Origin of the sequence: Exiguobacterium sp. s28 (genome assembly GCF_018618135.1) — a bacterium.
Lineage (GTDB): Bacteria > Bacillota > Bacilli > Exiguobacteriales > Exiguobacteriaceae > Exiguobacterium > Exiguobacterium mexicanum_A.
This window is the reverse complement of sequence record NZ_JACSLL010000021.1, coordinates 1-23,771: the sequence shown is the minus strand read 5'-3', so window position 1 is coordinate 23,771 and position 23,771 is coordinate 1. Positions and strand designations below refer to the sequence as shown.

Below are 23,771 nucleotides of genomic sequence, written 5' to 3'. Positions count from 1 at the left end.
GCAAGTCCTTTTTCTTTTCTAAAATAGGAGTGCAGAGTTGTGTACGTTTCCGTTGCACACTTCTGCACTCCTATTTTGCATTACACAGAAGGAGTGTTTAGTGATGAGTAATAATCGAAATCTTTATTTTTACTTATTGTTAGCAGGAACATTATTGTTTTTATTCATCTTCATATCTGAATTCTTTTTTCACCATGGAATTATATCGAATTATTCGATTACATTACTCTTTGTTTCTTTGACCGTTATGTTGACTGTGCTACTTATTTTTTCCGTTTTGTATATCAAAAAATTTAATGACGAAAAAGGAGGACTATTATTAGGCGTATTAATATTTTCAGGAGCTATTTTCCTTCTTTTCTTACTCATCAATACGCTGGTTATGGTGTAAGTTGAACCGGATTTAGTCATCTTTCGGCAACTCCTATTGAATCTGCATCGTCATTCCCTCCTCGGTGTCCGATACGTCTCACGTGAAGAAAAGTTCCGTTCAGAACGTTGAATGGATAAACTAAAAGAAAGGAGTGACATCATGAAACAAATCCACCATCTCTGCATCCAAACGCCCGACTATGAGGCGTCCAAACGATTCTATGAGGCGCTCGGCTTCGAGCTCGTCCAAGAGTCGCCTGACTTCCACACCCGAGCGTTCAACAGCTGGCTCAAACTTGGCGATTTCTATATCGAGCTTCAAACGGCAAAAGTCGACGAGACGTTGTCGCCTTATTCGAAGCACGTGGCCGGCCCGGTCCACTTCGCGCTTTATGTCGATGACCTCGAAGCGGAAGTGAGACGGCTAGAATCACTTGGCGTGACGTTCCTACCAAAGCACGGCGGGAACATCTACTTCGTCGTTGACGGTCATTTGAGTAAATTAAAAGCCCCGGAAGGCACGATTATCGAGCTCCGGGACACGTTTGTCATCAAGTGAGGCGCTGCCTCGCTTTTTTTATTGCCAAAATCGCACACCCTCATGTTTTTCGCCGTCTTCGAACAGGTACATGACAGAGAACACACTTTGTCCGTACCGTTTGGAGGCCTTTCATGAAATATCTCGATTATTGGAGTTACTTATCGCTCTCCCTCACCAAGCTGTTCCTATTCAGTCTGTTGACGGCGAGCGCGTTCGACCTGCGCTTTTTGTTCATCAATCTAGCGACCATCTTGATGATGACGAGTTGGGCGCTACTCATAAAACAACAGACGCGCCGCTGGATTTTGTTCGCGTCGCTGTTTCTGCACAGCACGCTCCTCATCTCGGACGTCTGGTACTACCGCTATTTCGGCAACTTGCTGTCGGCCGCCCTACTGTCTGATATCGGCCAGATGGGAGACGTCGGGGGAGGCTTTCTGACACTGATTCAAGCTCCTGACTTCATCTTGTTCACAGATTTGCTCGTCTACGCGGCCATCCTCGTCTATATGAAGCGACAGCCGGTCTTGGAATCGAAATCTCTCGGTCGCCGTTTGGCAGTCACCGGTTTTCTTGTCGGCTTCATCGTCTTTACCGTCCCGACCGTTGTTCATTACGCCGAAACAGATCACCGGAAAAGCCCGATTTCAAATATGCGCGAGTATTATCAGCTCGGCTTTTGGGGCTATCACGGCCTCGATGCATTCCGCGGCATTCAGGACGCCCTTCATCTCGGTGGCGACCTGACAGAACGGGAGCGCAGCCAAATCGAAGCGTTAGCGACCGAACCAGTTGACGCCACAGCCGATACGAACGTCATCGTCGTCCAACTCGAGTCGTTCCAAGCGTCCGTAATCGGTCAGACGGTCAACGGGCAGGAACTGACGCCGAATTTGAACGCGCTTCGTGATGAGATGCTGTATTTCCCGAATTTTTATCATCAGACGCACGAGGGCCGGACGTCTGATGCGGAATTTACCGTCAACGCCTCGCTCTATCCTGTCAAATCAGGTTCGGTGTATACGCAGTATGCGACGAACACGTTTGACGCCTTGCCTGAGCAGTTGCGCCGAGCCGGCTATGATACGGCCGCGATGCATGCGTTCGACAAGGAGTTTTGGAACCGCGCCAACTTTTATGAGCAAATCGGCTACAACCATTTCTTCCATCAAGACGATTATCCGACGAAGCCTGTCATCGGGATGGCGGTCGGTGACAAGGAGTTCCTGACGACGTCAGTCGACCATTTGGACACGTTGGACGAGCCGTTTTATTCCTTCATGGTCGCGTTGACGAGCCATACGCCATATGAGATTCCGGACGAGGAGAAACGATTGGATTTGTCGGGGTACGACGACTCGCTCCTCGAGGACTATTACCACACCGTCCACTACAGCGATGCCGCCGTCGGTCTTATGGTCGAACAATTGAAAGCAGACGAGAAGTGGGACAACACCCTCGTCGTCTTTTATGGTGACCACGACAGCGGATTGACCGCTGCCGGTGACGAGATGGCCGTAAAAGCAGATGCCGACTCCACGGTCGAGTTGTTCCAGCTTGACCGCTCCGTCCCGTTATTCATCAAACCGGCCGGGCTCGAACGAGGTCAGACGGTGCAGGCGAGCGGCGGGCAAGTCGACCTGGCCCCGACCATCCTCGATTTGCTCGGGATGACACCGACGTATATGCTCGGACGCTCGCTCCTCGACGATGAGCCGAATTTGACCGTGTTCCGGAACGGCTCCTTCCGCTACGACGACCTCTATTTCGTCCCGGATTTGACGGAGCCGGTCGGCAGCGGCATGTGTTATTCGGTCGAGACCGGTGATGACTTGCCGCTTCAAGCATGTGAGCCGTATATTGACGAGGCCGCCGAACAGCTTCGCTTATCCGATACAATGATTGAGAAAGACGCCCTGTCCGACTTCACACAACACGACAAACAAGCCGCCCCGAACTAATCGGGACGGCTTGTTTTGTCAGTAGACGTTTCGTAACGCCTTGACGTCGATTTTCTTCATCGGCAAGAACACCTCGGTCACTCGTGCCAATTGTTCCTTTGTTCCGGTCGTCAGCATCTCTTCCATCTCCCACGGCACGATTTGCCAGGAGACGCCATACCGGTCTTGGAGCCAGCCGCACTGTTCCGCTTCCGGGACGGCCGACAGTTTGCCCCAGTAGTCATCAATCTCGGCTTGTGTCTCACAAAACGCGATCAGCGACTGCATCTCGTTGAAGGCGAATTGATGATTTTCCGCGCTGTCCATGGTGACGAACTCGCGTCCGGACAAGACGAAGCGGGCGTAATTGAGCTTCCCTTCCAACTCCGGTCCGTCTGTCGCCTCGTAACGGATCAGATGGTCTTCCAGCACGTACGAATCCGGGAAGATGGAAATCCAGTCGTTCATCGCCGCCTCAGCGCGCCCGAAGACGTCCCCGACGAACAAAAAGCATGGGGTCACGGTCTGGATGTCCATCCCGCCGCTATGCATGATTTGCCAAGAGACACCGTGTTTGTCTTTTAACCAGCCGTAGCGCTCGCTGAAGTCATACGTATCGAGCGGCATGAGCACCTCTGCCCCCTCCACAAGCTCGTTCCATAGCGTCTCTACTTCTTCCGACGTCGGGAACGCAACCATATACGAGATGGACGGGTTGCGTTCCTTCAACGGACCAGCCCCGAGTAGTTGAAAGAATTGTCCCGCCAGCGAGACGGTCACAACCGTCGTCTCACCCGAAGGCGTATCGCTCAGTTTCGTCGTATAGTCGACGAATGAATCAGGAAATCTCGACACGTACCATTCCGCAATCGCCTCGACGTCACCTTCGAACCAAATGCATGGGATAATCGGTTGGGTAATCATAGTCTTTTCTCCTTTCAGACTTCGTGGAGACGATACACCTCACGAACCGCGAGCAACGTCTCTGCCGCCTTCCGATACGCCTGATAGTGAGATGAGTTGATGTGCGCGTTGAGCGCCGTCTCGTCTCGATACTTCTCATAGAACACGAACGTGCCCGGGGCGTCGATTGACTCATGGAGCACATACGTCAGGCACCCCTCCTCTTGTCGCGACGGAGGAATGACCTCATCGAGTGCTTGCCGTAACTCGTCCTCTTTCCCCGGATGTGCCTTCAAGATAGCGGTGATTGTAATTGCCATATGCGATTCCTCCTCATTTTAGGACTGACGCAAAACTGTTCCCGTTTTGGAAGAGATGTATACGCAAATGGACACGCCTATTTGTAAAGGCGTGTCCATCGTTTAGACGAGTTCGTTCGCAATCTCGTTCAGTTCTTCAATTTGATCTTTCAACGAAGCTAACGCTTCTTGCTGTGACATCGTCAGCACATGAACGTCTTGACTGTTCACTTCGAGCGCTGTCATTAGTGCCGACATTTGGGAAGTCACTTGGTGAACTTTGTTCAGTTCTGATGCGACGACTTGGAGCTGTGTCGACGTCTCATCCACGGTGCTTGCGACCGTTCCTGTCGTTTGGATCATGGAGAGAATCGATGTTCCGCTCTTACGTACTTGTTCTTCCTGCGTCGATAAACGTTCTGTACTACCATCGATTGCACGTTCCGTCACTTGCACCTCCTGCATGACGAGTTGGATAATATCATTGATTTGAGATGAGGCTTGGGCCGTTTGAGCCGATAGATTCCGAATTTCGGACGCGACGACTGCAAATCCTTTTCCGTGTTCCCCCGCTCGCGCTGCTTCAATTGAAGCGTTGAGCGACAGCAGGTTCGTCTGAGACGAAATCTGCTGGATCGTACCCGTGATGGTCCGCACTTCTTGGAAACGCTCCGCCAATCCTTTAAACGCATGATTGACTTCACTGATACTTAAGTTCAGTTCAGCGAGCGACCGTTCTGTCGAGTCCATATTTTCATGCGATACATGAGCGTCCTGCAAGACCCCACTCACTTGAGACGTCGTCTCCTGGAGCTGTTGTTGCATCCGCTCAAACGCCTGTACAGTTGAACGAATTTGCGAAGCGACGTTTTGAATCAGACCTGCTTGTTCCGACGTCCGTTTCGTCATCAAACCGATTTGTTCTGTCACTTGCTCCGAAGCATTTGTGACAGAGTCGACTGAATCATTCATCGTGAAGACGGCCCCATGAAGTGTGGTCGCACTCGCTGTCGTCTTCGCCATCGTTAGCTCGATTTCGCTAGCGTGTTGTTCTGACTTTTCTTGTTGCGTGAACGTCTCATGTAACAACTTCGCACCAAAGAATGACACAAAGTATGCGCCAGACAAAGCCATTGTGAGCACAGTGAACCAAATGACGAGATCGAGCGGCGTTTCAAATGAAAAGCGCCCAATCAATACAGCTCCGACCGATACGATAAGCGCGAGAATGCTGCCGTACAGCACAAGATGCCGATTCAAGTACATCAACATCAATACGATATACAGAAAGACGATATTTTGAATTGCAGTACCTGGCAGCGTCAAGATAATTGCTGAAGCTGCAATGTACATCAACGTGACGAGCCCATACTTCAACCAAGTATGTTCCACATAGAAGCGATGGCCCAGCCATGATGCGGCTTGAATGACACCACCTATCAGAATAAAATTGACTGCGCCTTGCCCCGCGAGCTCCCCCATCCAATACAAAACACCCATGATCGGATAAGAGAGGACAAATAAAATAATCACCATGCGCGATACAAACAACGAACTCATTTTTTCAAAATGATTCACCATAATTGTTGCCTACTTTCAATAGAATAAAGATCTATATTATATTTCGGCGTATTTTTATTAATCTTAAGTCCGTCTTTCTCCATTTCGCTGACATTGACTCAACAAATAAAAACAGCACAACAATTGTTGTGCTGTCCATCGCAAAATTTAGTCTCTATCTTTACTTTTTTGTTTAAATGGCCACCATACCCCGTCCCCGAACGATACGGTGATCGCTGGGATGAGCAGTGGCAACACAATCAATCCGTATAACAACAGCCCGGTGATGACGATCGTCGCAATCTGGACGAGACTGAGCACGCCAGACGGGATCATCGCCCCGAACGTCCCAGCGAGGATGACGGCCGCGGTCATGATGACCGTCCCCATCTTCGTCATCGAATGGACGAGCGCATCGCGAACCGTCATCCCGTTGATCGACTCCTCGCGGAACCGGTCGAGCAGGAAAATCGAATAGTCGATGCCGAGGGCGATCAACATGACGAACCCGAAGAACGGAACAGCCCAACTGATGCCGTCATAACCGAGTCCTTCGACGAAGATGAGCTCCGTGATGGCCGCCGACGTGTAATACGTCAGTAAGAGCGAGCCGATCATATAGAGCGGCATGACCATCGAACGGAATAACACCGTCAAGACGAGGAACAACGTAACGAGCATGATGGCGACCGTCCGATTGAAGTCGTTCGTCGACGTCTCATTCAAGTCGCTGTTAATGCTCGAGATACCGGCATATCCGATTGTCGCATCCTCGAACGGCGTATCGGTGACGACCCGGTCCATCGTCGCTTTCACGGTCTCGACCGTGTCAATCGCTTCCGGCGAATATGGGTCCATCTCGAGGATGACCTCGAGCTGTGTCGCCGTCCCGTCGTCAAACACGTAGCGCTCGACCGCCGGGGCGAACTCCTCTGACGTGAGCGTCCCTTCCGGTAAATAGACGCCCGTATCGCGCAGGCTGTCCGAGCTACTCAGGTCTGATAAGAATGCTGCCGCTTCATTGATGCCGGTCTCGATTTGAGCGAGCCCTGCGTTCGCTTCACCGACACCTGCAGCGAGTTGTCCGAGACCCGTTCCGAGTTCTCCGGCTTGGGCGCCTTGTGCCGTCAACGTAGATGCTGCCTCGTTAATGCCTGCCTCGATTTGACCGAGACCGGCCGACACTTGCCCGAGCTGCGTTACGGTCGCCGGAATATTTTGCGTCGCCGTGAGTCCTTGGCCAATCAGACCGAGCTGAGCGTTCAATTGACCAAGTCCCGCTGCCGCTTCCGCGAGCGGGGCGCCGGCATTCGTTGAACCGGCCGGTAATTGGCCAACGACGGCGTTAAGCCCAGATTCGACTTGCGCGAGTCCGTCCTGGACGTCACCGAGACCAGTCTCGGCTTCCGTCAGTCCTGCGCTCACTTGTTCGAGCTGGGTGTCGACGTAAAAGTCATCGATGACGTCACCGGTCGGACGCGTCACGGAACGGACGCCGCTCACCCCGTCGACGTTTTCAAGTTCACTCGAGAACTTCTCGATGTACGGGATGTCCGTTTCGGACAGCGTGCCATCTTGTTTCAAAATGACTTGGACCGGGAGCGACTCCCCTTGCCCGAATCCTTCCGAAATCAAGTTGAGGCCGCGTACGGAATCATAATCGTCACCGATCTCATCGACCGTATTGAACGACCGGGCATCGTCATACGTGAACAACACCGGTACCGTGATCAACGCGACGACGAGAATCGAAACGAACGGTCGATTGACCGACAGACGGCTGAATCCTTCCCAGAGACGGCTGTCGTGATGTTCGCCCGCCTTCTTCGATGGCCAGAACAAACGATGCTTGAGCGTCGCCATAAAGAACGGCACGACCGTGAAGAGAATGAGCAAGAGCACTGCAATCCCGACCGCGACGGCGACGGCTGATTTGAAGATTGGAAAATCGGCGAAACCGATGGCCGCAAAGCCGACGAACACGGCAAGACCGCTGATGAGGACTGTCCGCCCTGCTGTCTTGTACGTGTTGACGATGGCATCTTCAATCGCGTGGCCCGCGCCGAGCTCTTCTTTATACCGGCTGAGCAGCAAAATACAATAGTCGGTTCCAATCCCGAACAAGATGGCCACGAGGAAAATCTGCGTGTAGTTCGAGACCGGGAAGCCAAACCAATCGACGAAGAATGCGACGAACGATTGGCTCAATAAATACGTGAATCCGACCGCGATGAGCGGGATGAACGGCGTCACGATTGAACGGAACACGAGCAGGAGCAGTCCGAAAATGAGGACGACCGTGATGATTTCCGTCTTCTTCAAGCCTTCCTGCGCACTCAAGTTCACATCGTTGTTGATGATTTCTTCACCTGTGATGTAGACGGTCTCGTCTTCCGGGAGAATGTTTGCCCGCACGTCGTCCGCGAAGGCGTTGATGTCTTCCATCGACCCTTCGACCGTGATTGGGACGAGCACGATGCGGCCGTCCTCCGAGACGAGCTGTGCTTCCGTCTCTTCATTTTCAAACGGGTCGAGTACGTCTTTGACGACCGTGTCGTTTTGTTTCATCTCGCCGATGACCCGGGAAATATCGGCCCGTTCGGCATCACCGAGCGTTTCGAACTCATAGACGAGCGAGATCGTCTTATCGCTCTTTCCGGCGGCGTTCAAGATGTCCTGCGCCCGCTGCGAGTCCATGTCCTCGGATAATTGGAAGCTGCCGGCTTGTTCGGCCTGCTTCGTCAAGTTCGGCGCCACCACAAACAAGGCGGCCGTCAAGACGATGAGACCGATTAAGATGCCCCAGCGCCATTGGATGATTTTATGCACGTGTTATTCCTCCCCAATTCGAAGCAGCTGTTTAATTTTCCGGAACGTCCGGACGAACTGTTCGATTTCTGTCTCTTCGATGTTTCCGTCGAGCAACGATTCAACGTAACGGTAGACGGCCGCATCCGCCTCTTCGACGACCCGACGACCTGATTCAGTCAACTCAATCAACCGCTCGCGCTGGTCATGCCCGCGTCGACTGACGACGAGCTCTTTGTCGACGAGCTTTTTTAACCGGTTGGAGACGGCGCTCTTATGAACTCCTTGTTTTTGGGCCAACTGGCCGGCTTGAATCGGACCGAACTGTTCGAGCAGCTTGAGCAGCTGCAGTTGTTCCCGCGAATAGTCATGCCAGACGTCACCGTCCATCGCCTCGATGACATGCTCCGCACCTTGGAACATGACCTCTTCGAACAACTGGACGGCCTCCCGCATCAATTCTTTCATTTTGGTTTACCCCCTAAACTAGATAAAGATAGTTTATGCCCTAAACTAAGAGCGGTCAACTAAAATGACCGATGAAGCCGCTCCTTCATCGGTCGAGTGGATATACATACGTATAAAACGTCAGCGTTTGTCCTCCCCATTCCATCTGTCGTACCTCGCCGTCACGGATAAAACCGGCACCCCTTAATACGTGTTGGGACGCCACATTGTCGCTCGTCGTCTCAGCTCTCAATCGATTGAATCCAGGCAACTCGAACGTCAACAATTGTCGCAGGGCCGTCGTGGCATATCCGCGTCCCCCATGCTCCGCTCCGACCCGGTAACCGGCCTCGCCAGTGTCGGCATCGGTATGATGAACGTTCAGACGCCCGACGATTGTGTCGTCGCGCCAAATCAAGTAATAGTACCCGTCCCCGTTCGTCTGCTCGCTCAATAGTTGCTGCAACGCCTGATGGAATGATTCCGGCTCATAGTAGGTATCGCCTCGGCTCGGAACCGAACGCTCGAAATACGTGCGATTCTCGCACTCGAACTCATACAGCAACGCCTCATCTTGAAGACGTAACGCCTTTACGCTTACCCGATCCATGTGACGAGCGCCTCCCGCTGTCTCGACGCCTGGGCGAAGACACGTTTCAACTCATCGAACTGGTCCAATAAGTACTGTTTTTCCTCGAGTCCCCACTCCCGTTCAAATGGGTACAGTTCCTGCTCATTCATCGTCGCGACGTCGTAGCGCGCTTCTAGCGCCTCCAGCTCGATGTATTGAAGTCGGGTCGACAAGTCCTCGACTTCTCCCGGCATCAAATAGGCGATGCCCGTCTCTTCGTCGATGACATCCCCTCCGAAGACTGCCTTCCCGAGCGAATGACGGTCGATCTCGTTCAAATCGGTCGCCCCGGTCAATAAAAAGTAAAGACCGTGCCACGCCTTATCGATATCGGTCTGTCGTTCCTTATCTTCTAACAGTCGCTCGAAACGCTCCGGCTCTTGAAGCAGTGCTGTCAACTCTTCGACCGATACCCGCATGTATGCGCCAACCATCCCCATGTCTGATTCCCCTCTCCAATTCATATGTCTGACTATTCGGCACGGTCATGAAAAAAACCTTCCGAAGAAGGTTTAACGCATCGCTTCCGCGACACGGAGTCCTGAGACGTACGCGCTCTCGAACCGAGTCCGGCCTGAAGTGTCATCCGGCTCGAGGAAGACGTCACCGGCCAAGAAAATCGGCTCGTCACGCAATCGATGGTAAGGCTCGTTCCAGACGTCGGTCGCCTGCGCATAGCGCCACCGTTTCAACTGCCTCGATTGAATCACCGCCGACCCTGTCACCGTTTGCAACAGGCGCTCAATCTCACGAAGCGTGTCTTCGTCCGCTCGTTCATACCACTCCTCGCTCCACGACTCGTCCATATAGACGCTGACGAGTTCGGTCGCCGAGATGCCTTTTTGGCGGTTGTTGATGACTTTCAAGATACCCGGCACCAAGTCTGTATCGAGAATCCCGTCCGGACCGATGCGAGTATCGCTTGCCAATTCGAACAAGCCGACAAACGTCGGGGCGTACGTCAATTCACGTAACGCCGCATCGATCGGAAAATCTGCGAGCAAGTCGAGCGTCTGCGGGAGCGGCGACGTGATGAGGAGACGGTCATACTGCCGCGTCGTCACATCCGTCTGGACGCTGACCTGACCATCTCGTGTCGTGACCGTCTCGGCCCGTTCGTTCAAATGGACGGTCAATCCGTCAGCCAACCGTTTGGCCAAGGCGTTCATCCCGTCGACGGCGACGTAGCGCGGATACGGGTCAGCGTACCAGACGTTCACCCACCCTTCCATCTGCCAGTCGGCGACATCTTGTTTGAGTTCTTCCCCTCGTACGGTGAAATAGACAGCTCCGTGATCGGCTTTGCCGTCTCCGATCCGCCTCGTCGCCAAGCGTCCCCCGACGCTCCGACTCTTCTCAATCAATTCAACTGTATGGCCGTGACGGGCGAGGTCGCGTGCTGCGACAATCCCGCTCAGTCCGGCACCAATAATACCGATGTTCATGTCCATTCCCCCTTCTGTCAGGAAGATTGTATCATGGCCGAGGACTCATACGCCGGAACCGATGCGCTTCACGCCGAGCGATTCCACTGCTCGTCATACTCGATACGCGCGTCTTCATACATGACGGCGAAACGGCTGACGATGAACGGGCGGATGAGTGCTAGTGCGACGAGGAAAATCCATGACCCGAGGATGACCAAATCAAGTTGTATATAAAAAGTCAAACCGACTAGATACATCGGAACGAATGGCAAAATGAGTTTGAACGCATCCCACTTTCGTCCGCGCATCATCGTTCTCGATTTTGTGATTACCTCTGTAGCAGACAGTTCTGGTTCGTCGCGTAAGATGAAGTATGTGAACGCATACGAGAAATACTTTATGATTCCTGGTACGACTAGCAACAATGTCCATAGTACTTGGAACAATATGACGAGAATTGTTGCGAGCAAATGTTTTCCATAGCGGTGACGAAACGGGTCGAACACATCACTCCAGCGAATCGGCTGATCTCGTACCGTCTTTAAGATGAGCCAGTTGTATCCGACGTTAACCGGATAAAGGGTGATATAAACTAAGATGCCACCTAAACTGAGCACGGTCAGCGGCAGTGACTCCACCGTCAAACCGTAATAAGTCGGGTCTGCCATCAACCCCAATTCTAACATCACAGAGCAGGCGAACGACCAGATGAGTAATAGCCCTGCCTTTCCTTTTAACGCTTTGTGCGTCCGTTCATTCCATGTCTGAATCATCTCGTTTCCCCTTTTCGTTCCTCTTTCCTGTCTTATACGCAACGTGATGGAAAATGTTTCAAACTCCACAAAAAAACAGGGCGCTCGCCCTGTCCATCACTCTTCCCGATATTCTAAAATGTCGCCCGGCTGACAGTCGAGCGCCTGACAGATTGCTTCGAGCGTCGAGAAACGAATTGCTTTCGCTTTGCCCGTCTTTAAAATCGACAAGTTTGCCATTGTGATGCCCACTTTTTCAGACAGCTCGGTCACACTCATCTTTCGTTTTGCCAACATTACGTCAAGATTTACGATAATCGCCATCTATCTCACCTCAGACCGTCAAATCATTTTCTTGCTTCATGTCGATGGCACGCTTCAATAGTTTCTGTAACAGTTCCGCGAATACGGCGACGACGAACGCGGCAAACACAAAGACAAGCCCGATGAGAAGGAACCCAGGCGCATCATCTCGCTCGGCGAACCAGTAGAAGAACGGGAGCGTCCCGATATAAACGGCCGTGATCGTCAACGCACAATACTTGATCATGCGGAGTGATTGGACAGCCCGATACGAGAACCCTTCGTCGCGGTCAATCAACCGTAGCAACATGAACGCTTGGAACAGCGCAATGAAGAACGGGATGGCCGATACGTACATGCCAATCACAATCGGGCGAATTGAGTCCTCAATCCAACTCCCGCTCTCGACCGCCTCGCGCCAAATGTATGGAAGCAAAAACAAGCAGGCCGCCACAATCGGGACAGCCAGAACGAATACGGCCAGCCGTAAAAAAACCGTCTCTCGTTTCATGATGAAGCCACCTCACTTCGTTTGATAGCTTCATCATAACCTCACTTTTATCGTTTATCAATAAATAATCATCGTAAATAAATAAAAACCTCAGATTTCTCTGAGGTTCATCCTTAGTTCATGGCTTCGAGTTCATCCTCTGTGACCCATTTATGGTTCGTGACGTCTTCCCCGTCGTTTGTGGTGAAGTCGACCATATACACCGTCGTCTGTTCGGCCGAATCAATCGTCGCCTCGGCGCCGTCCATCCCGTCCATGTGGTCTGTGGCCAGAGTAGCTTCGGTCCCTTCTTCTAACGGTGCCTCACCTGGATTGTCGAGTTCTTCATGGATGACCCACTTGTGATCTTCGACCGGGTCACCTCCATCCGTCGGGGTATAAGAAACCGAATAGACGGTCGTGTCATAAGCACCGACGATTGTCGCCTCGGTGCCATCCATGCCCGGCATGTGGTCGGCCGTCATCATCGCGGTCGACCCGACCGGGAACGTCGGATCTGTCGCTTCACTTAACCCGCTCGGCACCTCCCCTGATCCCGAATGGTCCATCATCGAATGGTCCGAATGTTCTTCTGTCGAATCGCTCGTCTGTTCCTCCTCAGCATCTCCACAAGCTGCCAAAGTCGTCGCGAGCAACATCGCGCTCAAACCCGTCATCCATTTTTTCTGTCTCATCGAATCTCTCCCTTACGTCTTTATGTGTATACGTTACCCTGCTATCGAGGTGATGAGACGTTTTTGAGACCGATACGATGATTTGTTAGCAGTTTGACACATAAAAAGACCGCCCTCGAACGAATCACGGGACGGTCTTTGCCTCAATGGTGCTTGATTTTTCTCAAGAAAACCAACATCGGGAGGAGCAAGAGCGCCGCTGCCCCGAGCCCTCCTTGAATCGACGTGTACAGGGCGAGCAGTCCAACCAGCGGACCCCCGGCGACTTGACCGAACGCGTCGACCTGACCGAACATCGACAAAATCGTCGCCCGGCCTTTCGACGGGAGCCGCTCGTTCGTCATGACGCTCATGAGCGGGTAGTGCACGTTACGCAGTGCCGCAATCGTCCAATACAACAACACGGCCAACCAAAACTGTCCGATCGAAGCAAAAGCAAGCATCGCAACGATGAGCAACACGTTGAACCAAAACAAGGTCGTCGCATAGTGTCCTTTGACGTATAGCTCGACACCTTTCAACACCAGCATGTTGAATAGAAACGCGACGGCATAGAACAAGCCGAACCAATACACGGCCGCCTGTTCCGACAACTGGAACGTCTCAATCAAATGCGCGCCCCATAACCGGTCGAATCCTTCACTAGCGAGACCCCAGACGAGCGTGATGGCAGCCAAGCCGACGAGAATCGAATTGCCACGGATATGGGTGTATCCGTCCCGAACCGTCCGTTTTGCTTGCACGAGGTTCGAGGTATCGGCCCGCGTGATCGGTTCGAACCGCGTCTCTGGCAAGACGCGCCATGCGATGATCGCGAGCATGACCAACATCCCACCGGCGAGCACGATTGTCGTTTGGACGGACGTGACTTCGGCGAGGAGCACGGCAAGCCCAATTCCGACGAAGCGGCCGAGCGAACTATATTGAGCGCCTCGCAAAAACACTTGTTCTAACCCGTCATTCCCCATCTCATCGGCAATCCATGCCTGTTCGGCCCCGCTGATGAACGTCCAGCCGATACCCCATAGCGCTGACGCGACCGCGATGGCCCAAAATTCAGGGATGCCCCCTTCTAGCAAATGGGCCAATCCAATCAAACCGATGCCGATGACCATTGACCGCTTCCGCCCATATAAATCGGCGACGAGACCGGTGGGCAGCTCGAATAGTAAAATCGATACTTCTAAAATCGTTCCGATCAAGACGAGTTGTAACGCATTCAACTCGGCGGTCGTCACATAATAGATGGCGTTCAACGTGAACACCATCTGTATGATGAGCGAGCGCGAACTCGTGACCGCATAGTAAAGCTGTTGAATCTTCAATTGTATGTTCCTCCGATAGGATTGTTCCAATACAGTGAATCATCGGAGGAGGTGGCCAACTTATGAACGCACGTCCTCCGGCAGGATGAATGTGTTAACTAGTTGGATTCGCATGGCGTTCTCTCCTTAGTCGTTATACCTTCAGTATACAAGCCGGTTCGCATGACGTAAATCACAACAAAAAAAGCCAAGATCCCGAAAGATCTTGGCCTACCGTTTATTCGACTGTGACTGATTTCGCCAAGTTACGTGGCTTGTCGACATCGCAATCACGCGCAAGAGCCGCGTAATACGAGATGAGTTGAAGCGGTAATACCGTCACGAGCGGCGTGAGCAGTGGCTCGACACGCGGCAAGACGAATGAATCACTCTCGTGTTCCATGCCTTCCATCGAGATCGTGCAAGCAACGGCGCCACGGGCGACAACTTCCTTGATGTTTCCACGGATGTTGAGGTGCGTGTTCGGTTGCGAGACGAGCGTGATGACCGGTGTGCCGTCTTCGATCAAGGCGATCGGTCCGTGCTTGAGCTCACCACCTGGGTAGCCTTCTGCTTGGATATACGAGATCTCTTTGAGCTTGAGGGCACCTTCGAGACCGACGTATGAGTCCATGCCGCGACCGAGGAAGAACGCGTTGCGTGACTCTTTCAAGAACTTGTCTGCCAATTGCTCAAAGATTTCTTTTTGAGCCATGACCGAGTCCATGATCGTCGCGACACGCGCGAGCTCTGTCATGAGGTCAAACGGAAGCTTCTTGCCGTTCGCACGAGCGATGTCGTAGGCGAGGATGGCGAGCACGGCGATTTGGGCCGTGTATGCTTTCGTCGATGCGACCGCGATCTCCGGACCGGCGTGGAGGAGCATCGTTTCGTTCGCTTCACGTGAGAGCGTCGAACCGGCAACGTTCGTGAGTGTGAGCGCCTTGTAACCGCGCTTCTTCACTTCGACGAGGACGGCCCGGCTGTCCGCTGTCTCACCTGATTGTGAGATGAAGAGGAACAACGGCTTCTCCGTGAGGAGCGGCATGTTGTAACCGAATTCTGAAGCGACGTGCACTTCTGTCGGCACACCTGCGACGCGCTCGATCAATTGCTTACCGACGAGACCAGCGTGGTAGCTCGTACCACAGGCGACGATATAGATGCGGTCCGCTTCCGAGACGAGCGAGCGCACGCCTTCCGTGAGCTCGATGTCACCGGCTTCGTTCTGGTAGTGCTGGATAATGTTGCGGATGACGGCTGGCTGCTCGTCCATCTCTTTCAACATGTAGTGCGCGTACGTGCCCTTCTCGATGTCTGACGCATCGATCTCGGCCGTGTACGGGGCACGCTCGAGGACTTCGCCGTCGAGTGTCTTGATCGTCGCCGACTCGCGCGTCAAGATGACAATCTCGCCGTCGTGGAGTTCGAGGTACTGATCCGTCACTTGAAGCATCGCCATCGCGTCCGACGCCACGACGTTGAACGTGCCGTCGCCGAGACCGACGAGGAGCGGTGATTTGTTCTTCCCGATATAGAGGCGCTCTTGGTCCTCTGAATCGATCATCGCGATCGCGTACGAGCCGTGGAGCTCAGACAACGTCTTGCGGAACGCCGCCTCGACGTCGCCGAGTTCGACGAAGTTCTTTTCCATCAACTGAACGATGACTTCCGTGTCCGTCTCCGAGAGGAACGGCACGTCGAGTGTCGCCTTGATCTGTTCGTCGTTCTCGATGACACCGTTGTGGACGAGCGTGAAGCGGCCCGTCGTGCTCTGGTGCGGGTGGGCGTTCGGCACGCTCGGCACCCCGTGTGTTGCCCATCGTGTGTGGCCGATTCCAATCGTGCCATCTACTTCTGCTGGGACGACTTCGCGTAGCGCAGCAATCCGGCCGACTTCTTTATGCACGTTCACGTTATCATGCATCAAAGCAAGACCTGCCGAGTCGTAACCGCGGTACTCGAGTTTTTCAAGACCTTTGAGAAGGATTTCCTTCGCTCCGGTATTCCCAATCATTCCTACAATTCCACACATACAAAAATCTCCTCTATATTCGATTTCTCGAAAAAGGAAACGGGCTTTTTCTAAGAGCTGTCAACGCGCTCCCCTTTGGCCGTCCGGTCGCCCGGGCGTTTTGAGGGTTTGCTTGTAGTCGTGACAGGCGACTAGGAGGCATCCGCCGAAAACTCGATAACCTCCAACCTCGTCAACTCCGAAGAGTTCTGGCGCTTGTTTCGTACTGGGTGTCCTTCCGTTTCTAAGGTCACGCTCTTAATAGTACAAATCACACCTCCATTCGTCAAGAAAATCACATAATTTCACAGTGACAAAACGGAAACAAAAAGGGAACCCGAGGACGGATTCCCTTGTTTTATTCCCTATTTCGACAAAATTATCCTTCTACACCGTAATCTTCGCGAACAACTTGTGCAATTCGTTCGACATAACGGTCACACTCTTCTGATGTCGGTGCTTCCGCCATGACGCGCACGAGCGGTTCCGTACCAGAAGCGCGGACGAGGATGCGGCCGTTGCCGTTCATTTCTGCTTCCGCTTCTTGAATCGTCGCGAGAACGCGGTCGCCGTTCATCGCCTCGTTTTTGTCCGTGACACGGATGTTGACGAGTTTTTGTGGGTAGACCGGCATCTCAGCCGCGAGTTCTGATAGCTTGCGGCCTGTCGTCTTCACGATTTGGGCGAGTTGAACGCCAGAGAGCATGCCGTCTCCCGTCGTCGAGTGGTCGAGGAAGATGAGGTGACCCGACTGCTCGCCACCGAGTGTGTAGTTGTGTTTCTTCATCTCTTCGACGACATAACGGTCACCGACCGCCGTCTGAAGCGCCGTCATACCAGCATCTTCAACCGCTTTATGGAAGCCGAGGTTACTCATGACCGTCGCGACAATCGTGTTGTCTTTGAGACGGCCTTTCTCGCTCAAGTACTTCCCGCAAATGTACATGATTTTATCGCCGTCGACGATATCACCGTTCTCATCGATTGCAATCAAGCGGTCGCCGTCGCCGTCAAAGGCGAGACCCATGTCCGCTCCTTTTTCACGAACGAACTGTGCCAAATGCTCAGGGTGTGTCGAGCCGACACCTTCGTTGATGTTCAAGCCGTTCGGCGAGTTGCCAATCGTCGAGACGTTCGCTTCGAGGTCAGCAAATAACCGAGCTGCCAATCCGCTCGTTGCACCATGGGCGCAGTCGAGGGCGATATGGAGACCGTCGAAATCTTCGTCGACCGTCTGTTTCAACATTTGAAGGTACTTCTGTGCACCTTCATAGTAATCCGAGACAAAGCCGAGGTCTTTCCCGACCGGGCGTGGCAACGTGTCTTCCGCCGCATCTAAAATCGCTTCGATTTCCGCTTCTGTCGCGTCATCGAGCTTAAAGCCGTCGCTACCAAAGAACTTGATGCCGTTATCCGCGACCGGGTTGTGCGACGCTGAGATCATGACACCGGCTGTTGCATCAAGCGACTTCGTCAAATAAGCGACACCTGGCGTCGAGATGACGCCGAGACGCATCACTTCGGCTCCGATTGATAGGAGACCCGCGATGAGTGCACCTTCAAGCATGTGGCCTGAAATGCGTGTGTCACGGCCGATCAAAACTTTTGGCTGTTCGCCGGCTGGCAAGTGTTTCGATAACACGTAGCCGCCCGCACGCCCTAAACGATATGCTAATTCTGCTGTCAATTCTGAGTTCGCGACACCGCGGACTCCATCAGTTCCAAAATATTTACCCATGAATTCAATTCCTCACTTTTGTATGATTGAACGCCTCATTGAATCGAGGACGTTTCGGTTTGTTCATCGACACTCGTCAACTCAATGTCGATCGTTTTCGGTGAGACGACGGTCACACCTTTTGGTACTTCATAATCGACGTCGACCCCATGCAGTCCGCTCGGGAGACCTGTCAAATCCAAGGTCACACTCACACTGTTCGACGTGATGTTTTCCACCAGGGATCGCTTCCCGGACAACGTTACTCCAATCACTTCAGGAGCTTGGAGCGTAAAGTTGGTCCGGTCATACCCCCGCACGGTCACAGGGACCGTCAAGCGAACCCGTTCCGTCAATTCGCCTGTGTCGTCTCGTGTCTCATCTGCAGCCCGGACGAGCAATTGGACTTCCACTTGCTTTGTCGCAAGCGATGAAGCGCCTTCTGGCAAAGCGAGATTGGCGGTCACTTTCCCGGTCTTGTCGATGCCGTCTAAATCAATCGGCTCTGTCTCCACGGTGTCGATCGCATCGAGCACGTCTTGTGGCGCAAAGACACGGACTTCCGTCTCTTCAAGCAACGTATCGACAAGTCTGTAATCGTCGGCCACTTCACCAGTCGTGACTGCTTCGATCGGGAAGACGGCACTTTGTTCGTAGACCGGGACCGACACACTGATGATGTTCGGTTCAACAGTCACGTTGAGCGGATTGCCGTTCGCATCTAAAATCGTCGGCGTCAATTCTCGCGTGAACGTTTGACTTTGGTTGGCGACATCGACGTTCAACGTGATCTCTTTGACGTTTTGAATCCGACTGGCACCGCCCGAGACTTTCACCGTTGCCGGTTCAATATCGGCGTCACCGACCACTTTCCCTTCCGGCAACTGCTCTTTGTTCAAAAGGTTGACCGATACGGGAACTTCAATTGTCTGTTTACGGTCGATGTAGATTTCTACTGTATCCCGTTCGAGCTTGACGTTGACGTCTCCGCCAAAGCCGCGTGCCTCAACCGGAACACGGTGGAAGCCGGTCCCGAGATTCGTTAAATCGACGAAGACTTGATAATCTTTCACCAATTTCGTCATCGTTAAACTGCTAGATGGTCCTTGAAGTTCAACGTTCATTTCTTCTGGAACGTTATATGCCACGTACTGCACCTCATCGAAGAACACTTCGACGGGAACGTCGAGCGTCATCGAACTTTGTCCGACGATCGGGAGGGCATTCGTGGAGTTGGTCGACGAACTCGTTTCGGCGACCATGAAATAAAGCAGGATGGCTAAAGCAAGTGCGATGATGCGGAGAAACCATTTATGTTGTAACCACTGATCAATCACTTACTTGTCCCCCCCTTTTTTATTAAAGAACGAGAGCGTCGTCTCTTTTTCTTCAATAACGAGTTCTTGGATCAACTTACTGCGAAGTGCCTCCTCATCCAACTCTCGATACAGACGACCGGCAATCGCGAGTGACACGGCGCCTGTTTCTTCAGAGACGGTGAGGGTCACGCTATCAGTCACTTCACTGACCCCGATGGCGGCCCGGTGTCGTGTCCCTAACGCTTTATCAATGTGCGGGCTCTCGGACAACGGCAAATAACAAGCCGCGGCCGCAATTTTCCCGTCCTGGATAATCATCGCCCCGTCATGCAGCGGGGTGTTCGGAATGAACAGGTTGATGATCAGTTGTGATGTGATGTGCGAATCCATGCGAATCCCGGTCTCGACGTACTCATTCAAGCCCGTATCGCGTTCAATCGCAATCAATGCGCCGATGCGACGTTTTGACATGTATTGCGCCGAACTGACGATCGCTTCGATCATTTGACGTTGCTTATCCTCATCGCTCGTGCTCGTTCGGCCGAACAAATTACTTGTTCGTCCTAAATGCTCGAGTCCTCTTCTGAGTTCTGGTTGGAAGATGATAATGATCCCAAGTAGTCCATATGTGATGATTTGATTCAATAAGAACTGTAACGTCTTCAACCCAAAGAACCCACTGAGGAACCAGCTAACAAGGATGATGGAAATCCCTTTAATCAATTGGACCGCTTTTGTCCCACGTACAATCATCATCAATTTATAGATGACATACGTGACGACGACAATATCTAAAACGTCATTCAAATAATCGTACCAATGTACGTTCTCTGAAAGACTAAAAAATGATAAGAATGATACCTGTTCAAGTAGCGGCAAATGCTCCCCTCCTCAACTACCTAGCCAATTCGTGCAAATTACATTATATCACATTTCCGAAACCGCGCATCGCTAGACAATAAAACGAAACCAGATTGAAACGAACACAAAAAGACGCCGTCTCCGGCGTCTCCGTTAGAAGATTTGTTTGAACGAATACCACATCCACTCAAACATCCGATCGATCTGCTCAAGTTCTCCCGTGACTTCTCCAGCGCTAGCCAGATAAGCCCGACCATTTACAGCCGTCGCGTTCCCATTGACGGTCCCTTCAATTCGAAGGTCCCCGCCTTGGACCGTGATATCCCGCTCGACGGTAACGCCTTCCGGGATAACGACCTCGTTTGACGTGACAACGATGCCCGGCACTTTCGTGTACGTCATCGTCTCTGTCGATTCGTTCCATAGGCCGAGTGTCGCGCTCGACATCAAACTGAAGAATAAGGCGGCCGCCATCAGTCCTGGATGCTTACGGAACCACGTCATCCATTTGGATGCTGGTTTGCGTTTCGTCTGGACTTTTTCTTCAAATCGAGTCACCGGTGTGACCTCGACCCGTGCTTTCGCGTCCGGTAGAGATGCCATCACACGGGCTGTAAAATCATCGGATAGTTTCGGCCGTGGTAAGGCCTTCAGTTCGGCATCTATTCGTTCGTATTGAAGGTACGCTTCATATAAGTCGTCGTCCTCCAACAAGTGACGTAGTTCATCAGATTCTTCGGGCAGGATGCCATCTTCCAAATATTGTTGTACTTTTTCTTCAGGAGTCAATTGAACCCCTCCCTGTTTTGAAAGATTGTCTTTAACATTTCTCTTCCCCGGAAGATCCTTGTTTTAACCGTAGCGACCGGCATATCGATCATGACGCTGATTTCTTTGAGCGATAAATCATCCACGTACTTCAGCAGGAGCGGGATCCGATACTTATCGGGCAACTGCTTGATCGCTTCATGCATCTCGCCTCGAATTTCGCGATGAACGACTTGGGCATCGGGTTGGGGTGCTTCATCAGCCAAATGGTCCTGATAGGTCAAGCCGTCGGTGCCAGCAATCTCGGCATCCATCGAATACTCCGGCTTTCGTTTTCTGAGACGATCGATTGCGACATTCGTCGCAATGCGATAGAGCCACGTCTTGAACTTGTACTGAGGATCGTACGTATCAATCCGGGTATACGCCCGAATGAACGTCTCCTGGGCTGCGTCTTCCGCTTCGCCACGATCATATAATATCTTATAAGCGACAGCAAAGACACCATCCTTGTACAGTTCTACCAGCTCAGCAAACGAATCATGATTCCCCGACCTCAATTCGTCTACTAAACGGGTGGTCAGCCGTTCCATCAATCCACTTCCCCTCTCCGCAACCTATGCGGTCATCTTTCTATACGAATCGTTTTCTATGTAGGTTTCAAAAAAATCGTAACAACAAAAAAAGTTTCCAAGTCCATTGTAGCAAAGGGACTTGGAAACTGTAAGGTCATCAGACAGTTTCACCTTCCAATAACAGGTTTTCTTTGGATTTCAAAATCGTCTCGCACAACTCAAACGCCAACTGGGCCGTCGTATCCTCATGGTCAAGCGCCGGATTCAATTCAACCAACTCAATCGCAATCAGATCGTCTGCCTTCATCGCTTCGGCCAAGATCGCTTTTCCTTCCGCGGCCGTCAGACCTTGATCGACCGGCGTCCCGGTACCTGGCACAAGTTTCGCGTCCAAGCTGTCCATGTCGAAACTGAGATAGAAGCGATCGACACGTGCGCGCAAATAAGCGAGTGCTTCTTCCATCATGACGTCGACGCCCCGCGTCCGAATTTCTTCGACCGTGATGACTTTAATGCCAAGACGATTGATTTCTCGAATCTCACCTTCATCGATGTCTCGTAGCGCCATATAGACCAAGTGCTCAGGCGCGAGTTTGGGTTCACGTCCGCCGACTTCAGTCAAGCGAATATCTCCCATTCCCATAGCCGCAGCAAGTGGCATGCCATGAATATTGCCCGATGGAGACGTTTCTCCCGTATTTAAATCAGCATGTGCGTCGACCCAGATGACGCCGTACGGTCCTGTTTTGGCAAGACCCGCCAGCGTCCCGATTGCCATGCTGTGATCGCCCCCAACGATCAATGGGAATCGTTTCGCCTGTATCTCGATATCGACGACTTCTGCCAGTTCTTGGACCGTGTATAACACCCCGTCTACACGTTTCAAATGCTCTTCACTGTTAATCATTTCAGATTCAGGTAACACTCGAATCGTCTGTTGCTTCGTTGAGGCCGGTAATAATGTCTCCAATCCAAGTGTGCGTAACTTTGATGGACCTTGCTCTACGCCATGTTTCCCCTGTCCATAGCGAAGCGGTACTTCAATATATGACCAATTCATCCCCATTTCCCCCTTGAACGTTTAATACCTTCATTGTAAACGCTACCAAAGTCGTGGTTCAACTTCACACCATGATGAATAAACATACAAAAAGGCAGCCTGAATGGTGGCAGGCTGCCTTTCTCTGTACTCTCAAGTGAATGGTTCATGGATTTAGGCAAAAAAAAACTTAAGTCATAAGTAACTTAAGAAAAAAACAAATGGTGGAGCCTAGCGGGATCGAACCGCTGACCTCCTGCGTGCAAGGCAGGCGCTCTCCCAGCTGAGCTAAGGCCCCTTAAAGGGAATAATATGGAGCGGAAGACGGGATTCGAACCCGCGACCCCGACCTTGGCAAGGTCGTATTCTACCACTGAACTACTTCCGCATAAAAAATGAGCCATGCAGGGCTCGAACCTGCGACCCTCTGATTAAAAGTCAGATGCTCTACCAACTGAGCTAATGGCTCAAACCTGGTGGGGGGGGGCGGATTCGAACCGCCGAACCCGAGGGAGCGGATTTACAGTCCGCCGCGTTTAGCCACTTCGCTACCCCCCCAAGGAGTGCCGGCGAAAGGATTCGAACCCTCGACCCTCTGATTACAAGTCAGATGCTCTACCAACTGAGCTACACCGGCATATATGGTTTGATTGGTTAAAATTAAATGGTGGAGGATGACGGGATCGAACCGCCGACCCCCTGCTTGTAAGGCAGGTGCTCTCCCAGCTGAGCTAATCCTCCAAATGGTGACCCGTACGGGATTCGAACCCGTGTTACCGCCGTGAAAGGGCGGTGTCTTAACCGCTTGACCAACGGGCCTTAATATGGCTCCGCAAGTAGGATTTGAACCTACGACCTACCGGTTAACAGCCGGTTGCTCTACCACTGAGCTATTGCGGAACGATTTTGCCTGGCAGCGTCCTATCCTCACAGGGGGAGACCCCCAACTACTTTCGGCGCTGAAGCGCTTAACTTCCGTGTTCGGCATGGGAACGGGTGTGGCCGC

22 protein-coding genes, 8 tRNA genes and 1 rRNA gene are annotated in these 23,771 nt (G+C 52.3%); 2 read left to right on the top strand and 29 right to left on the bottom strand.

All coding sequences use genetic code 11. From position 1 onward, the window contains the following. Positions 1-532 precede the first annotated feature (532 nt). Positions 533-931 carry a VOC family protein gene (locus tag KNP78_RS15055; protein WP_021065867.1) on the top strand — a complete coding sequence of 133 codons (399 nt, stop codon included), beginning with the start codon at positions 533-535 and terminating at the stop codon, positions 929-931. A 113-nt stretch (positions 932-1,044) separates the two neighbouring features. Beyond that, a complete protein-coding gene (locus KNP78_RS15050) occupies positions 1,045-2,874 on the top strand; it encodes an LTA synthase family protein (RefSeq protein ID WP_034779728.1) in 1,830 nt (609 codons plus the stop codon). An 18-nt stretch (positions 2,875-2,892) separates the two neighbouring features. Here KNP78_RS15050 and KNP78_RS15045 read toward each other — a convergent pair whose 3' ends face one another. The 29 genes from KNP78_RS15045 to rrf all read right to left on the bottom strand — a co-directional run. After that, a complete protein-coding gene (locus KNP78_RS15045; protein ID WP_214825345.1) occupies positions 2,893-3,777 on the bottom strand; it encodes a VOC family protein in 885 nt (294 codons plus the stop codon). Between the two features lie 14 nt (positions 3,778-3,791). Next, positions 3,792-4,076 carry a putative quinol monooxygenase gene (locus tag KNP78_RS15040; RefSeq protein WP_214793656.1) on the bottom strand — a complete coding sequence of 95 codons (285 nt, stop codon included), beginning with the start codon at positions 4,074-4,076 and terminating at the stop codon, positions 3,792-3,794. A 102-nt stretch (positions 4,077-4,178) separates the two neighbouring features. Then, positions 4,179-5,636 (bottom strand): methyl-accepting chemotaxis protein, encoded by a 1,458-nt coding sequence (locus KNP78_RS15035; protein WP_214825342.1) that lies wholly within the window; start codon positions 5,634-5,636, stop codon positions 4,179-4,181. 147 nt (positions 5,637-5,783) lie between these two features. Further along, positions 5,784-8,444, bottom strand: a complete 2,661-nt coding sequence (locus KNP78_RS15030; protein ID WP_214793663.1) for an MMPL family transporter — start codon at positions 8,442-8,444, stop codon at positions 5,784-5,786. A gap of 3 nt (positions 8,445-8,447) precedes the next feature. Next, positions 8,448-8,891, bottom strand: coding sequence for a MarR family winged helix-turn-helix transcriptional regulator (locus KNP78_RS15025; protein WP_214825339.1), 444 nt, complete (start codon positions 8,889-8,891; stop codon positions 8,448-8,450). An 85-nt stretch (positions 8,892-8,976) separates the two neighbouring features. Beyond that, on the bottom strand, positions 8,977-9,480 hold the full coding sequence (locus KNP78_RS15020; RefSeq protein WP_214825326.1) for a GNAT family N-acetyltransferase: 504 nt from the start codon (positions 9,478-9,480) through the stop codon (positions 8,977-8,979). After that, entirely contained in the window at positions 9,468-9,941 is a 474-nt protein-coding gene (locus KNP78_RS15015) for a YfbM family protein (protein WP_214711175.1), read from the bottom strand. Before KNP78_RS15015 ends, KNP78_RS15020 begins: the two co-directional genes overlap by 13 nt. Positions 9,942-10,013: 72 nt before the next feature. After that, entirely contained in the window at positions 10,014-10,946 is a 933-nt protein-coding gene (locus tag KNP78_RS15010; protein ID WP_251128582.1) for an NAD(P)/FAD-dependent oxidoreductase, read from the bottom strand. A 68-nt stretch (positions 10,947-11,014) separates the two neighbouring features. Then, positions 11,015-11,701 (bottom strand): DUF975 family protein, encoded by a 687-nt coding sequence (locus KNP78_RS15005; RefSeq protein ID WP_214825312.1) that lies wholly within the window; start codon positions 11,699-11,701, stop codon positions 11,015-11,017. Positions 11,702-11,797: 96 nt separating this feature from the next. Further along, positions 11,798-12,004 (bottom strand): helix-turn-helix domain-containing protein, encoded by a 207-nt coding sequence (locus KNP78_RS15000; protein WP_021065857.1) that lies wholly within the window; start codon positions 12,002-12,004, stop codon positions 11,798-11,800. 10 nt (positions 12,005-12,014) lie between these two features. After that, entirely contained in the window at positions 12,015-12,494 is a 480-nt protein-coding gene (locus KNP78_RS14995) for a DUF2975 domain-containing protein (RefSeq protein ID WP_138858573.1), read from the bottom strand. Positions 12,495-12,607: 113 nt separating this feature from the next. Beyond that, positions 12,608-13,168, bottom strand: coding sequence for a YdhK family protein (locus KNP78_RS14990; RefSeq protein WP_034779749.1), 561 nt, complete (start codon positions 13,166-13,168; stop codon positions 12,608-12,610). A 143-nt stretch (positions 13,169-13,311) separates the two neighbouring features. Next, positions 13,312-14,493: an MFS transporter gene (locus KNP78_RS14985; RefSeq protein WP_214825299.1), complete on the bottom strand. Its 1,182-nt coding sequence runs from the start codon at positions 14,491-14,493 to the stop codon at positions 13,312-13,314. Between the two features lie 217 nt (positions 14,494-14,710). After that, positions 14,711-16,507 carry a glutamine--fructose-6-phosphate transaminase (isomerizing) gene (glmS, locus tag KNP78_RS14980; protein WP_214825286.1) on the bottom strand — a complete coding sequence of 599 codons (1,797 nt, stop codon included), beginning with the start codon at positions 16,505-16,507 and terminating at the stop codon, positions 14,711-14,713. Positions 16,508-16,865: 358 nt separating this feature from the next. Further along, entirely contained in the window at positions 16,866-18,224 is a 1,359-nt protein-coding gene (gene glmM / locus KNP78_RS14975) for a phosphoglucosamine mutase (protein WP_021065183.1), read from the bottom strand. A gap of 35 nt (positions 18,225-18,259) precedes the next feature. Beyond that, positions 18,260-19,540: a CdaR family protein gene (locus tag KNP78_RS14970; RefSeq protein WP_214825284.1), complete on the bottom strand. Its 1,281-nt coding sequence runs from the start codon at positions 19,538-19,540 to the stop codon at positions 18,260-18,262. Further along, positions 19,541-20,401 (bottom strand): diadenylate cyclase CdaA, encoded by an 861-nt coding sequence (cdaA, locus tag KNP78_RS14965; RefSeq protein WP_034779763.1) that lies wholly within the window; start codon positions 20,399-20,401, stop codon positions 19,541-19,543. Between the two features lie 135 nt (positions 20,402-20,536). Next, complete coding sequence (locus tag KNP78_RS14960; RefSeq protein WP_214825282.1) at positions 20,537-21,172, bottom strand: bactofilin family protein; 636 nt, start codon at positions 21,170-21,172, stop codon at positions 20,537-20,539. Next, positions 21,169-21,744: an RNA polymerase sigma factor SigW gene (gene sigW / locus KNP78_RS14955; protein ID WP_034779769.1), complete on the bottom strand. Its 576-nt coding sequence runs from the start codon at positions 21,742-21,744 to the stop codon at positions 21,169-21,171. Before sigW ends, KNP78_RS14960 begins: the two co-directional genes overlap by 4 nt. A 139-nt stretch (positions 21,745-21,883) precedes the next feature. Continuing rightward, a complete protein-coding gene (gene rocF / locus KNP78_RS14950; RefSeq protein ID WP_052090198.1) occupies positions 21,884-22,786 on the bottom strand; it encodes an arginase in 903 nt (300 codons plus the stop codon). A 201-nt stretch (positions 22,787-22,987) separates the two neighbouring features. Next, a tRNA-Ala gene (locus tag KNP78_RS14945) sits at positions 22,988-23,063 on the bottom strand. A gap of 15 nt (positions 23,064-23,078) precedes the next feature. Then, a tRNA-Gly gene (locus tag KNP78_RS14940) sits at positions 23,079-23,153 on the bottom strand. Positions 23,154-23,161: 8 nt separating this feature from the next. After that, positions 23,162-23,234 (bottom strand) — tRNA-Lys (locus tag KNP78_RS14935). Positions 23,235-23,239: 5 nt separating this feature from the next. Next, positions 23,240-23,323, bottom strand: a tRNA-Tyr gene (locus KNP78_RS14930). Positions 23,324-23,329: 6 nt separating this feature from the next. Further along, positions 23,330-23,402: transfer RNA gene (locus tag KNP78_RS14925), tRNA-Thr, on the bottom strand. A gap of 28 nt (positions 23,403-23,430) precedes the next feature. Continuing rightward, a tRNA-Val gene (locus KNP78_RS14920) sits at positions 23,431-23,506 on the bottom strand. Between the two features lie 3 nt (positions 23,507-23,509). After that, a tRNA-Glu gene (locus KNP78_RS14915) sits at positions 23,510-23,584 on the bottom strand. 6 nt (positions 23,585-23,590) lie between these two features. Further along, a tRNA-Asn gene (locus tag KNP78_RS14910) sits at positions 23,591-23,665 on the bottom strand. Between the two features lie 8 nt (positions 23,666-23,673). Continuing rightward, positions 23,674-23,771, bottom strand: a 5S ribosomal RNA gene (gene rrf, locus KNP78_RS14905); the annotation flags it as partial.

What these genes read in the sequence shown, in the direction of transcription:
- KNP78_RS15055 (WP_021065867.1), top strand. Translation starts at nt 533, where the DNA reads ATGAAACAAATCCACCATCTCTGCATCCAAACGCCCGACTATGAGGCG.
- KNP78_RS15050 (WP_034779728.1), top strand. Translation starts at nt 1,045, where the DNA reads ATGAAATATCTCGATTATTGGAGTTACTTATCGCTCTCCCTCACCAAG.
- KNP78_RS15045 (WP_214825345.1), bottom strand. Translation starts at nt 3,777, where the DNA reads ATGATTACCCAACCGATTATCCCATGCATTTGGTTCGAAGGTGACGTC.
- KNP78_RS15040 (WP_214793656.1), bottom strand. Translation starts at nt 4,076, where the DNA reads ATGGCAATTACAATCACCGCTATCTTGAAGGCACATCCGGGGAAAGAG.
- KNP78_RS15035 (WP_214825342.1), bottom strand. Translation starts at nt 5,636, where the DNA reads ATGGTGAATCATTTTGAAAAAATGAGTTCGTTGTTTGTATCGCGCATG.
- KNP78_RS15025 (WP_214825339.1), bottom strand. Translation starts at nt 8,891, where the DNA reads ATGAAAGAATTGATGCGGGAGGCCGTCCAGTTGTTCGAAGAGGTCATG.
- KNP78_RS15020 (WP_214825326.1), bottom strand. Translation starts at nt 9,480, where the DNA reads ATGGATCGGGTAAGCGTAAAGGCGTTACGTCTTCAAGATGAGGCGTTG.
- KNP78_RS15015 (WP_214711175.1), bottom strand. Translation starts at nt 9,941, where the DNA reads ATGGGGATGGTTGGCGCATACATGCGGGTATCGGTCGAAGAGTTGACA.
- KNP78_RS15010 (WP_251128582.1), bottom strand. Translation starts at nt 10,946, where the DNA reads ATGAACATCGGTATTATTGGTGCCGGACTGAGCGGGATTGTCGCAGCA.
- KNP78_RS15005 (WP_214825312.1), bottom strand. Translation starts at nt 11,701, where the DNA reads ATGATTCAGACATGGAATGAACGGACGCACAAAGCGTTAAAAGGAAAG.
- KNP78_RS15000 (WP_021065857.1), bottom strand. Translation starts at nt 12,004, where the DNA reads ATGGCGATTATCGTAAATCTTGACGTAATGTTGGCAAAACGAAAGATG.
- KNP78_RS14995 (WP_138858573.1), bottom strand. Translation starts at nt 12,494, where the DNA reads ATGAAACGAGAGACGGTTTTTTTACGGCTGGCCGTATTCGTTCTGGCT.
- KNP78_RS14990 (WP_034779749.1), bottom strand. Translation starts at nt 13,168, where the DNA reads ATGAGACAGAAAAAATGGATGACGGGTTTGAGCGCGATGTTGCTCGCG.
- glmS (WP_214825286.1), bottom strand. Translation starts at nt 16,507, where the DNA reads ATGTGTGGAATTGTAGGAATGATTGGGAATACCGGAGCGAAGGAAATC.
- glmM (WP_021065183.1), bottom strand. Translation starts at nt 18,224, where the DNA reads ATGGGTAAATATTTTGGAACTGATGGAGTCCGCGGTGTCGCGAACTCA.
- sigW (WP_034779769.1), bottom strand. Translation starts at nt 21,744, where the DNA reads ATGGAACGGCTGACCACCCGTTTAGTAGACGAATTGAGGTCGGGGAAT.
- rocF (WP_052090198.1), bottom strand. Translation starts at nt 22,786, where the DNA reads ATGAATTGGTCATATATTGAAGTACCGCTTCGCTATGGACAGGGGAAA.